Origin of the sequence: Psychrobacter sp. CAM01 (assembly GCF_032842965.1) — a bacterium.
Taxonomy (GTDB): domain Bacteria; phylum Pseudomonadota; class Gammaproteobacteria; order Pseudomonadales; family Moraxellaceae; genus Psychrobacter; species Psychrobacter celer.
In genome coordinates, this window is record NZ_JAWJBL010000008.1 from 347,434 (window position 1) to 360,155 (window position 12,722).

Annotated in this window: 10 protein-coding genes; 4 read left to right on the forward strand and 6 right to left on the reverse strand. The window is 47.9% G+C overall.

The window, feature by feature from the left end; all coding sequences use genetic code 11:
* Positions 1-167 precede the first annotated feature (167 nt).
* A complete protein-coding gene (gene lon, locus R0I52_RS05165; RefSeq protein WP_317053452.1) occupies positions 168-2,729 on the reverse strand; it encodes an endopeptidase La in 2,562 nt (853 codons plus the stop codon).
* A 296-nt stretch (positions 2,730-3,025) separates the two neighbouring features.
* On the opposite strand from lon, the gene R0I52_RS05170 reads away from it, so the two are divergent.
* Positions 3,026-4,387, forward strand: coding sequence for a Na+/H+ antiporter family protein (locus R0I52_RS05170; protein WP_317053453.1), 1,362 nt, complete (start codon positions 3,026-3,028; stop codon positions 4,385-4,387).
* A 118-nt stretch (positions 4,388-4,505) separates the two neighbouring features.
* On the opposite strand, the gene R0I52_RS05175 is transcribed toward R0I52_RS05170, so the two are convergent.
* Positions 4,506-5,396 (reverse strand): 5-formyltetrahydrofolate cyclo-ligase, encoded by an 891-nt coding sequence (locus R0I52_RS05175; RefSeq protein WP_317053454.1) that lies wholly within the window; start codon positions 5,394-5,396, stop codon positions 4,506-4,508.
* Between the two features lie 230 nt (positions 5,397-5,626).
* On the opposite strand from R0I52_RS05175, the gene fumC reads away from it, so the two are divergent.
* On the forward strand, positions 5,627-7,030 hold the full coding sequence (gene fumC / locus R0I52_RS05180) for a class II fumarate hydratase (protein ID WP_317053455.1): 1,404 nt from the start codon (positions 5,627-5,629) through the stop codon (positions 7,028-7,030).
* A gap of 266 nt (positions 7,031-7,296) precedes the next feature.
* Positions 7,297-7,971, forward strand: a complete 675-nt coding sequence (locus R0I52_RS05185; RefSeq protein ID WP_317053456.1) for a DUF4145 domain-containing protein — start codon at positions 7,297-7,299, stop codon at positions 7,969-7,971.
* Between the two features lie 169 nt (positions 7,972-8,140).
* Here the strand turns inward: R0I52_RS05185 and R0I52_RS05190 are convergent, their stop codons facing one another.
* From R0I52_RS05190 to R0I52_RS05205, 4 genes are all read right to left on the reverse strand, one after another.
* On the reverse strand, positions 8,141-8,953 hold the full coding sequence (locus R0I52_RS05190; protein ID WP_317053457.1) for a MipA/OmpV family protein: 813 nt from the start codon (positions 8,951-8,953) through the stop codon (positions 8,141-8,143).
* Positions 8,954-9,104: 151 nt separating this feature from the next.
* A complete protein-coding gene (locus R0I52_RS05195) occupies positions 9,105-9,977 on the reverse strand; it encodes a rhomboid family intramembrane serine protease (RefSeq protein WP_317053458.1) in 873 nt (290 codons plus the stop codon).
* A 154-nt stretch (positions 9,978-10,131) separates the two neighbouring features.
* Entirely contained in the window at positions 10,132-11,313 is a 1,182-nt protein-coding gene (locus R0I52_RS05200) for an alpha-hydroxy acid oxidase (protein ID WP_317053459.1), read from the reverse strand.
* 74 nt (positions 11,314-11,387) lie between these two features.
* Complete coding sequence (locus R0I52_RS05205; RefSeq protein ID WP_317053460.1) at positions 11,388-11,726, reverse strand: glutaredoxin family protein; 339 nt, start codon at positions 11,724-11,726, stop codon at positions 11,388-11,390.
* Positions 11,727-11,986: 260 nt separating this feature from the next.
* Here R0I52_RS05205 and mtgA point away from each other — a divergent pair, with 260 nt between their 5' ends.
* Positions 11,987-12,676 (forward strand): monofunctional biosynthetic peptidoglycan transglycosylase, encoded by a 690-nt coding sequence (gene mtgA / locus R0I52_RS05210; RefSeq protein WP_317053461.1) that lies wholly within the window; start codon positions 11,987-11,989, stop codon positions 12,674-12,676.
* Positions 12,677-12,722: the final 46 nt, after the last annotated feature.

Genomic DNA, 12,722 nt, shown 5'->3' on the forward strand with positions numbered 1-12,722 from the left:
GTGTCGCAATCAGTATAGCCAAGCGTTAGATATAGTTATTCATCAAATGCGCAACAATCGGTTAATAAATGTAAGTATCGTATGGGTTTAAAAAGTATGAGGCAAAAAAAACGCCCATCATGACGATGAGCGGTTTTTTTATCAGGCTAGATTTATAATCAATCAAATCAGTTATGTAGCGCTTTGCCAGAGGTTTTATCGACCGTGACTTTGGCAGGCTTAAGTGGCACTGGCATACTGACCAGCGCTACTTTTAATATCTCATCAATCGTCGCCACTGGCTGAATTTTCAAGCCTTCTTTGACGTTGTCGGGGATATCAGCTAGGTCGCGCTCGTTACTCTCTGGAATCAAGACATGCTTGATGCCACCGCGATGCGCGGCCAACAGCTTTTCTTTTAGACCGCCGATGCGTAAGATTTTACCGCGCAGGGTAATCTCACCTGTCATGGCAATATCCGGGCGAATAGCAATGCCAGTTAGGGCAGAGACCAGCGCTGTGGTCAGTGCACCACCAGCCGATGGCCCGTCTTTTGGTGTCGCGCCTTCTGGCATATGCACGTGGATGTCAGTGGTTTTGACGGTTTCGTAGTCGATACCTAGGCTGTCGCCACGCGCCCGTACCACACTCATGGCCGCACGGATCGACTCTTTCATCACGTCACCAAGCGATCCGGTAAAGCTCAGCTCGCCTTTACCTTTCATGGCCACCGCTTCGATGGTCAGTAGCTCACCGCCAACTTGTGTCCAAGCAAGGCCCGTCACGCGGCCGATTTCAGGCTCTTCTTCTGCCAGACCATAGTCGTACTGATGGACACCTAGATAGTCATCGATGTTTTTGTCATCGACCACCACCAGCTGACGCTCTGCTTTTTTCGGAGCGCGGGCGCCGTGGGTTTCGACCGCGCCGCGTACCACTTTGCGGCAGATTTTATTGACTTCGCGCTCAAGGTTACGCACGCCGGCTTCACGCGTATAGCTACGCACGATGCTATGCAATGCCGCTTCGACAATCTCAATCTCGCCTTCTTTGAGGCCATTTTGCTTGATGGCTTTTGGCACCAAGTACTTCTGCGCGATGTTGATCTTTTCTTCTTCGGTATAACCCGGCAGACGAATGACTTCCATCCGGTCCAGCAGGGCAGGCGGGATATCCATGCTGTTGGCTGTACAGATAAACATCACTTGCGACAAATCTAAGTCCATGTCTAGATAATGGTCGTTAAAGGTATCGTTCTGCGAAGGGTCTAGCACCTCTAACAACGCTGATGCTGGATCGCCGCGGAAGTCTTGCGCCATTTTATCGATTTCATCGAGTAAAAATAGCGGGTTTTTGACTTCGACTTTGGCCAATGACTGGACGATTTTACCCGGCATCGCACCGATATAAGTACGGCGATGACCACGGATTTCTGCTTCATCACGCACGCCGCCAAGCGCCATACGTACGAACTTACGGCCAGTAGCACGGGCAATCGACTCACCTAGTGACGTTTTACCAACACCGGGAGGGCCGACTAAGCATAGAATAGGGCCGCGCAGTTTTTTCACTCGTGATTGGACAGCGAGGTACTCTAAGATGCGGTCTTTGACATCTTGCAAGCCATAATGGTCTTCGTCCAGCACCGTTTTGGCTTTATCAAGATTGATCGAAACCTTGGTCGTGGCGTTCCACGGCGTGTCCAAAATCCACTCAATATAGTTGCGCACCACAGACGACTCAGAGGAAGCAGGCGGCATCATTTTGAGTTTTTTCAACTCTTGCTCGGCTTTTTTGCGCACATCTTCTGGCAAGTCAGCATCTTCTAGACGCTGCTCTAGCTCAGCGACATCATCTTCACCATCGAACGCGCCATCATTGAGACCTGATAGTTCGTTTTTGATCGCTTTCATCTTCTCGTTTAAGAAGTACTCGCGCTGGTTGTCTTCCATCTGCTGACGCACGGCTTCTTGGATGTCTTGCTCGATGTTTTGTTCCGCGCTTTGCTTGACGAGATATTCGGTCAAGGTGTTGATATGGGTTTTGATGTCGTCTTTTTCTAAAAACGATTGCTTGATCTCTAAATCCATCGATACGCGGGTCGAGATAAAATAGACCAACTCCAATAAGTCGTCGATACGCCCCGCCACGCGCGTCAGCTCACGCGCATTACGTAAGCGCGCATCCGCATAGCTCTCAAACAGGGTAGTCAGCGCTTGAATGGTGTTTTTTTGCTGGCTCTCATCCATCGCTACATCAAGGTCAGCGCGTTCAAACCTCGCCATCAATAGCGCATCGTGGTTTTCGATCGTATCGACACGCGCACGGTACTGACCTTCGATCAGCACTTTAATGCAGCTCTCGTCGCTGTCATGCGGCATGGTGCTGACGATGCGGCACACGGTACCGTATTGATACAAGTTGTCTTGATCAATGTCTTCGGTGAGTGAGTCTTTTTGTGCTACGACCAGTACCTTGTTGCCGTACTCCGCCTGCGCCAATTCGACGGCTTTGACGGAGGGTACGCGGCCGACAAATAGGGCGATTTGCATGTGCGGATAGACTACCACATCGCGCAGTGCTAATAGCGGCAAATATTCTTCTGCCGATGTATCGTTATGCTCTTTTGCTGGATCTGCGGTCGCCGCGACACTCTCTTGGGTATCGTTCGGTGTATCGCCGTCAGTGGCTGCGGTCGAAACGTCGACATCGATGTCGATATTGTCTTGATCAATATTGTGTTCGCTCATATATTCCTTCCTCGTTCACCAGACTTGTAAAGTCAAGTTCGTGGTTCATGTTTAGATAAATGGTGCTGCTATACAAAATTGCAAGGCTCTATTGCCAACAGAAACGAGGATATTGTCTCTTTATTTGCTTGGTTTTATTTGTCTGCGGGGTTCTGCGCGTGGGTTTTGTTGACAAAATCAGGTAAAATGACGCGCGTCTTATCCGCAATCGATAGTCAAAGCTATTTATAGGGCAGAGCGGGTAATACGCAAAAGCGCCATCATGGGGCTAAAAACATAGGGTAAGGGGCGAAAATATGACCATCAATGCAGTGCTGTTGGCGGTAGTCATCATGCTAGGACTATCTTTGGCGCGGGTACACGTGGTACTGAGTTTGTTAATCGGCGCGCTAGCAGGTGGGCTCATCGCAGGTCTGGGTATGACCGATACCCTCAACGCCTTTCAAGAAGGCATCCGCAACGGCGCGCAAATCGCGCTGTCCTATGCGCTGCTTGGGGCTTTTGCCGTGGCGATTGCTCACTCTGGATTGCCGCAGTCACTTGCAGGGGCGGTCATCAAGCGTATCGATGCTGGTGGCACCAGCGCGATGATTAAGTATCTGCTGTTTACCGGCTTGGTGATGATGAGCTGCTTTAGCCAAAACCTAATCCCCATTCATATCGCGTTTATCCCGCTGCTGGTGCCGCCATTGCTACTGGCGTTCAATCGTATGCAGATAGATCGCCGTCTGATCGCGTGCTTGTTGACCTTTGGTTTGGTCACCACTTATATGTTTATCCCTTATGGTTTTGGTGATATTTATCTCAATCAAATCATGCTAAAAAACGTTGGAGAAGCGGGCATCGATGTCGCTGATATTTCAGTTGTACAAGCGATGGCCATTCCGGCGACAGGGATGCTGGTCGGCTTATTAACAGCGATATTTATCAGCTATCGTAAGCCGCGTGATTATCAGCAAGTCGCAGTGGATAAAGAAGCGCATGACGCCGTGGTGGCCAATGATGCCTTGAGCAAAACCGCTGCTGGCGCTAAGGCACAAAGCAAGCTCAAAACCCTAGTGGCGCTAGCGGCTATCGTCACCGCCTTTGTGGTGCAGCTTTATACCGACTCGCTGCTGCTCGGCTCGATGTTTGGCTTTGGGGTCTTTATGGCGACCGGCGTGGTCAAATGGCGTGATGCCGATACGGTGTTTAATGATGGTATCAAACTGATGGCGATGATTGGCTTTATCATGATTACCGCGCAAGGCTTTGCCGAAGTTATGAAAGCGACGGAGCAGATTCAGCCGTTGGTCGATGGTGCCGCGTCGTTGTTCGCAGGTAACAAGGCCATTGCCGCCTTTATTATGCTGCTCATTGGGCTAGTGGTGACGATGGGGATTGGCTCATCGTTTTCGACCATCCCTATTTTGGCTGCGATCTATGTGCCGCTCTGTATCTCTTTAGGGTTTTCACCGCTCGCCACCGTGGCGATTATCGGTACGGCTGGCGCGCTTGGTGATGCGGGCTCGCCTGCCTCAGATTCGACACTCGGGCCGACCTCTGGCCTGAATATCGATGGCCAACACGACCATATCAAAGACAGCGTGGTGCCGACCTTTTTGCATTACAATATCCCATTATTGGTCTTTGGTTGGATTGCGGCGATGGTGCTTTAGCCAATACTCTAAACAGCTATTACCAAATCAAAAAAGGCGAGTGATTTGATAATCATCCGCCTTTTTGGCTTTTTATAAAGGTTGAATTTACCTTTTTCAGTCTGTTGTTTGATATAAATCATCTTTCACTGGTATTACCACCCTCATCAAAATCCCCAATCTCACCAGTTAAACTAGCCAAAAACGCATCACTTTGTGCCAGCAACTCATTCAAACGCGCCTCATTAATGACATTAGCCAATTCATCAGAGCCAAAGGATTGTTCTTGACTGTAGTAAAGCATTTCTCTTTTGTCATCACTTCCTAACGCTTTTAAATACGTTTCAACGGTATCAGCGCTAGAGGCTTCTTGCTCAGCACTATGGTTAGTCTTTGCGCTATTATTTGGTTGAAACCACCTTATACCACTTGGCGTTATCAGGCCATCTAACGGCACATCCCAAGGCTGACGCGCTAGCTGCTCGACCACTTGAAAATCATAACACCAGCCAATTTTTAACGGTTTTTTTAACCCTGCCTGATGGCTTTTACCAAGTGTCGTATCATAAAAGCCGCCGCCCATACCCATACGATTGCCACGTTTATCCACTGCTACCAGTGGACAGATAATGACGTCTAACTCTCGTGCCCAGCGTAACCTGCGATGATGGTTTTGCTTCATGCCTAAGTTATGAATCCGTGTCGGTACGTTTACCCATTTAGAATGATAAATCGGCACAAAGCGCAGGTGTTTATCAATATTACCCGTAGTATCACGACCGAGCGAGCCGACCACTGGCAAATACGGCAAATAGCCTAAGCGCTTACACCAGTCGAGCAGTGGCTGAGTGGGCAGCTCACCAAAGCCATCGTAATACAAGCCAATACGCGCACGCGGTGGTAGGCGCTGCTGGAGCTTGGGTAAATGTAAGCTCGCCATGCGCGCGTATTGTCTGCGCTCGCCGTCTGTCAATCGGCGGCGCTGGCGGGTAAATTGCCGTCTGGATGGATTGACAATAGTAGCTGCCATTTTATCCTTTGTTTTTATGTCAGCGCCCTTAGATGATGACTTAGGCGATGCTTTAGGCGCTGTCGTGGCAGATGGGTATTGGCTGGTACTTTTGGACATCAGTTAGCCTCACGGACGTGGAGAAATTTGTGATAAGTCATGCTATCATAACGCCACTTTACATCGTATTTTCCTTTATGTGCAGCGTGCGTTGCACTTTTTATGGCTCAATAAAACCAAAGAGGGTAGTTATGTCGACACAGAATCAGGCAACACGACTTGAGAAAGACACAATGGGCAACGTGGAAGTCCCAGCCGACGCTTATTGGGGCGCGCAAACCCAGCGTAGCCGTGAAAACTTCAAAATTGGTGGCGAGACTTTGCCGCGTCCGATGATTGAAGCGATGGCACTGGTAAAAAAAGCCGCTGCTATCACCAACGCCAGCCTAGAGCGTATTGAAAGCGATAAGCGCGACCTCATCGTACAAGCAGCAGATGAAATCATCAATGGTGGCCTTACCGACCAGTTTCCATTAGTTGTATGGCAGACCGGTTCTGGTACGCAGTCAAACATGAACATGAACGAAGTGCTGGCCAACCGTGCTAATGAGATTGCAGGGAACGCGCGCGGCAGCTACACGCCGATTCACCCAAACGATCATGTCAACCACGCTCAGTCTACCAACGACAGCTTCCCAACCGCGATTCGTGTGGCCGCTGCTCGTCAGATCAACAGCTTGCTTATCCCAGCGGTAAAAGCACTACGCGATACGCTAGATGCCAAAGCCCGCGAGTTCGATAGCATCGTCAAAATCGGCCGTACGCACTTACAAGACGCCACGCCTTTGACCCTAGGCCAAGAGTTCAGCGGTTATGTCAGCCAGCTTGACCATGCATTGACTCGCATCGACAATGCGCTACAAGGTCTATATGAGTTGCCACTAGGCGGTACCGCAGTTGGCACGGGTCTAAACGCCCACCCTGATTATGCAGTCAAAGCAGCTGAGCAATTGGCTGAATTAACAGGCTTGCCATTTGTCACCTCACCGAATAAATTTGAAGCACTAGCGGCGCGTGATGCCGAAGTCTTTGCTTCTGGCGCATTAAAGACCCTAGCGGGTAGCCTCAATAAAATCGCGAACGACGTACGCTGGCTAGCTTCAGGCCCGCGCTGTGGCCTCGGTGAGCTGACCATTCCAGAAAACGAGCCAGGCTCGTCTATCATGCCAGGTAAAGTCAATCCAACGCAGTCAGAAGCGATGACCATGGTTGTGGCTCAAGTGATGGGTAACGACACGACTATTAGCATGGCGGGCGCGTCAGGTAACTTTGAGCTAAACGTGTATAAGCCTGTAATTGCCTTTAACCTATTGCAATCTATCAAGCTACTGGGCGATGCGTGCAACAGCTTTAACGAAAACTGCGCCGTTGGTATCGAGCCTGTCAAAGAAAAAATCGATGACTTCTTGCACAATTCATTGATGCTGGTGACGGCTCTAAACCGTCATGTCGGTTATGAAAACGCGGCAAAAATCGCCAAGACCGCGTATAAAGAAAACAAAACGCTCAAGCAAGTTGCCGTTGAGCTGGATCTAATGACCGAAGCGCAGTTCGATGAGTGGGTAACCCCCGCTGATATGGTGCATCCTAAGTAAGCAGTAGACCAAATAATGACCTGCTACGGCGTCAGACTCGCTTAATATACGATAAATACAATTTACACTCGTCTTTCTGGTAGCAGCGTCATATTTGTTTTACTGAGAATTTAGAAATAAAAAGACCTTGTCATTTCTTATATGAGAATGTGGCAAGGTCTTTTTTATGTTGATACGATATCTTTTTTCTAAAATATAATTTAAATGCTAGTATGGCAGTATAATAAATTATTTGGTATTTATGAATATCGGAGTAACTAATAATAATGAAATTTATTGCACCGGAATTTAAGAAAGATGGTTTCCACTGTCCTTTATGTGGAACTTATGCTCATATGAATTGGTCAAGGCTATCGAATGGTACAAGTTCTACAAACTATTATGAGTCGCTTTGCTCATATTGTAGCGAACCTAGTCTATGGAGAATAACCAAATATAATGTATCACAATTTGGAAAGTTTCCTGAAGAAGCAGAGCTTATATTTCCAGACAATGGATTGGCGGCATTACCTGAAGATGATATGCCTAAAGATGTAAAAACTGATTACGTTGAGGCAGCGAGAATATTTTCAAAATCTCCCCGTGGAGCAGCAGCTTTACTTAGATTGGGGTTGCAGAAACTATGTAAGCATCTCGGTGAGGATGGAAGTAATATAAATAATGATATCCGTAGTCTTGCTGCTAAAAATGTCTTACCTCCAATGGTCGTTAGGGTGGCTGACACTGTACGTATTACAGGTAATAATGCTGTACATCCAGGAACAATGAAAGACGAAGATTTTGATTTTGTAGCATCTAAAATGTTTGACCTGCTTAATTTTATAGTAAAAAAAGGGATTTCAGAACCAAAAGAACTAGACGCTTTGTACCAACTCACTCCAGAAGGTCCAAGGAAATCTGCAGAAGATAAAGATGCTAAATCCAAAGTTAGTAATCTTTAACTATCTATTTAAAAGGGTTTTCTAGATTAGGCTGCGTCTCACATACTAGTTTCAAGAAATAGCTATATTATCGGTGCGTTAGCCACACCCTACATTCAAAATCATTCAATAAAAAGACCTTGCCACATCACGCGGTAAGGTCTTTTTTGTATCAAACTTCTAATCTTAATTAAAACTTATAAAGCAAACCAAGCGTCGTCGTAGCATCAGTACGCGAGTTGACCATTGGGCTCTCTTTTTGCTCATTTGGCAGATAGCTTAAGCTTTGGTTGGCAAAGCCTGCCCAGCGCTCATTGAAGTCATAGTTGGCACTGATATTGATATAAGGGTTTAAGCTTGAATTGGATTTATAAGCAGCAAGGCCGGTCTTGGCAGATTCTTCTTCACTAACGCCATAATAATACTCGTTGTAATCTGCATCATGATACTCAAACCCTGCACTCGGATAGACGGTGAGCTTACCTTGAGTGATACGCGCCAGATAAGTCAGCCGTGCCGTGTTGCCGCCGCTACGATCCAATACGTCTGTTGCGATCTGCGCACGAAAACCCCCGACTGGCGTACGACGTAAATACGTCAAACCTGCCGCTGCCGAGGCCTTACGCTCATCTAGTCCTTGTAGCGCGCCGCGTGCATCATCAGGGTCAAACTTGCTACCAGACAGCTGCGCGTATGCCGAAAGCTGATTGGTACCATCATTGATGAGATAAGCGCCAGCTTGAGCGCCGCGCGCATAGACTCTGTTGTTGTCATAAAACACGCCCGGCAGTACGTGTACATCAGTGCTGTCTTCCATATCATAAGCTGAATTGACTGCCATGACGTTGACGCCGACGCTAAGTACCGCGTCTGGATCGGTCGGTAAGTTGTTTTTAAAAATCGCGGCATGAGATATGCTGGCGACACCCAGTAAGGCAGTAGCTGCCAAAGCGTTAAAGGTTGTACGGGTAGCGATATGAGGTAGCGCAGATACATTAGACATGGGTTTTTCTCATCAGTGGTTGGACTAGTAATTGGTAAAACGACTAAACAATATCGTCAGAATTTGAGCAAATAGAAATAAGTAACATAAGTAAAAAGTTGCTGGTGAACAAATTACACAAGTTGTTGGCAAGAAGGCTATTCAATGAGCACTATTCAATGGCGGCGAGCACTTGTAATAGCTGCTGATGCATGTCTTGCCACCAGTAGGCAAAGCCAACACTTATGACGACCATCACAAGCCAAGGGAGCATCTGCCATAGTATCGCAGGTTTTTTTGCCTTATTTGAGTCAGCACGGTGATGACTATTATTATGATAGTTATTATACCCTGTATGCTGCTGATAAGTGGGATGGATGTGCAAGCTTGCATCAAAAGGCGGGCTTATCTGTGTCGCCTTGGCACGCTGACGATAGGCAATGGCAAAGGCCAGTGCAATCACCAAACCTGTCACCGCGCCGCCGATATGACCAGCATTGTCGATACCAGGGACAGCAAAACCATAGACCAAATTGATACCCATAATAAATATCAAACTTTTGAGATTAAGGACAAGGCCGTTGACTGAGATTTTGAATAAGGCGGCGATGAGTAACGCCGCCCCGATACCCATGATGCCACCAGAGGCACCTGCCGATATGCCAGGCTGTCCCGTGCCATCTAAAATCCCTTGCCAAGTGACATAGTTATTGAGTAAGTTGCCACCGATGGCCGCCAATAAAAACAACGCCAAAAACTTCGCGGAGCCAAACATCGGCTCGGCCACCTGACCGAAAAAATACATGGCAAACCCATTAAACAATAGATGCATCAAACCAATATGCAAAAACGCACTACTGAGCAGCCGCCATGGGTCGTCAATCATGGTAAAGGGCAGCGCATTGGCGCCCCATTTGAGCAAATCCTCAGTCGAGGGGTTATTGGCATCGACGCCTGTCAGCACCTGCAGGAGAAACAGCCCAATAAAGCTGATTAACAGTAAGGTGGTCACAGGTGCTGTCTTTAACAGTTGTTGTATGGTCATAAGCGCCAGTTTTATTGACAAGTTATAAATAGAATAAATAAGCAGTAGAGATAACGATAAATAAAGCACAAAGACGATGCGTAGAGCAAGTCGTTTGCCAGCGTGCCCGTTTGTCAAACGGCGCTTGTATCAAAAGCCAATCAGCCATTATGGCTCAGCTTACTTTGAGGTTTTCGTAAGTGCCTTTTACTAAGATGTCTTTTGTGACTGTGTTGATATCGGTATGACCACAAAACGCCATACTAATATCACATTCGTTATAGATAAGCTCAAGCGCGCGGCGCACACCATCTTCGCCATAAGCGCCCAGCCCATACAGAAAAGCGCGGCCAATCATCGTACCTTTTGCGCCCAAGGCGATGGCTTTTAGGACGTCTTGACCTGAGCGAATTCCGCTATCGAGCCACACCTCAATGTCGCTGTTTTCGGCATGGACTGCCTGTACGATGTCAGAGAGGGCGGATATAGAAGACAGCGCCCCGTCCAACTGACGACCGCCATGGTTGGAGACGACCAGCGCATCGGCACCGCTACGGGCGGCGAGTATCGCATCTTCAGGCTCCATGATGCCCTTTATAATCAGCTTGCCACCCCACATGTCTTTGATACGCGCGACATCATCCCAGCTCAGGCTTGGATCAAACTGCTCTGCCGTCCACGCTGAGAGCGAGGAGATGTCCTCGACGTTTTTGGCGTGGCCGACGATGTTGCCAAATGTCCGGCGGCGTGTGCCGAGCATGTTCATGCACCACTGCGGCTTGGTCATCAGGTTTAGGAGATTGGTCAGTGTCGGTTTGGGCGGGGCAGAAAGTCCATTTTTGATGTCTTTGTGGCGCTGACCGAGCACTTGCAAGTCGGCAGTTAAGATAAGCGCAGAGCAATTGGCGGCTTTGGCACGGCGAATCAGATTGGCCATAAAGTCCTGATCGCGCATGACGTATAGCTGAAACCAAAACGGCGCGGTGGTGTTTTCTGCTACGTCCTCGATAGAGCAAATACTCATGGTCGACAGCGAAAACGGCACGCCAAATTTTTCCGCGGCGCGCGCCGCATGAATCTCACCATCGGCCCACATCATGCCAGTAAAGCCTGTCGGCGCGATGGCGACTGGCATTTTGACCGGCTCGCCGATCATCTGTGTCGCCAGACTGCGATTGTCCATATCGACCAAGACACGCTGACGCAGCTTGATGCGGTCAAAGTCGGTCTCGTTATTACGATAGGTGGTCTCAGTCCACGAGCCTGAATCGACATAGTCATAGAACATACGCGGCACTTTGCGCTCAGCGACGCGGCGCAAATCTTCAATCTCAGTCACTTTCTTTAATTTAGTCATCTTTCTTAACTCAGGCAGTTTTTAATGTTGGGTATGAGGCGCTCATAGATGTCTTATTATTATGGCAAGCTGTCCTACGACGGCGCAGACATAAATAACTGCTGCAAATCCAGCACCGAAAACGGATAATTTAAGCGCGCTGTCGGTGTGATTATCACAGGAATGGTAGTGGCAAATGTCATCATCAGCGGCTCATCGAAGTCGGCAATGTCGACATACTGATAGGTCAGCCGCTGTACGGTTTGAAACTGCGCGATGACTTGTTCAGCGACATCACACAGATGGCAGCCTGTGGTACCAAGCAGCCACCAATTATCGATATTTTCACTAGTGCCAAGGCTAGGGTTGGCGGCTATTATGCGCGTCCGCAGCTCTGCTATATCCTGCTCTGCTATATTATTATCATAATCCATGTTTATACTCGTGCTCTATTGTCTATATCTAGCGTTCTATGTCTGGCGTTTTTTTTCTGTGAGTGACAACCGCTTCGTTTACTTGGATAGGTCGTAAAAAAGCTTATATTGCATTGTGCTACTGACATGATAAAGCAGTGGGGTAAATAATGACAGCGATTATGAGATTAGGTAAGATGACCTGCTATTTGAGTTAACTGCTTGGGCTGTTTTTGGATAAGCGGCTACCTTTTATCTTTTCAATCACTTGGATATCGCGCATGGCAAGTTTTGGCACATTTATCAAACGAGTATTTTTGGCGTTTATGTTGTTGGTCGTGGTCTTTCATGTTTTGGTCGCAGGACTATTATTGATTTGGAAAACCCAGCCCATTAACAACAGCATGTTTATGCTCACGCATCGCCTAACAGGCGGTACCGTGACGCAAAACTGGGCAGAGTACGACGCCATTGCCAAATCTGCCAAGCAAGCAGCGATCGTCAGTGAAGACGCAACCTTTAGCCAGCATAATGGCTTTGACTTAAAGGGTATCGAGGCTGCACGCAAAAAAAACGAAGAAACAGGCAAAATGTCGGCTGGCGGCTCGACCATCACGCAGCAGTTGGCCAAAAATCTTTTTTTGACCGCGCACCGCTCCTATATTCGTAAAGGCGAAGAGGCGATTATTACCGTGATGATAGAGACGTTGTGGGACAAACAGCGTATCTTGACCGCTTATCTTAATGTGGCTGAGTTTGGCGATGGTATCTACGGTATCGAGGCGGCTGCACACCACTATTTTAATAAAACTGCGTCCAATCTCAACCGTGACGAGTCCGCGCTGCTCATCAGTATGCTGACCAATCCAAAATACTATGAAAACAACCAAGGCGATAGACGGCTACGTAACAAACAGCGTATCATCAAAAAACGCATGAAAAATGCGGTCTTACCACAATCCGCATCATGACGTATCGATAAGACAAAAGGAGTAGGGACGTGGCAGATACCAAAAG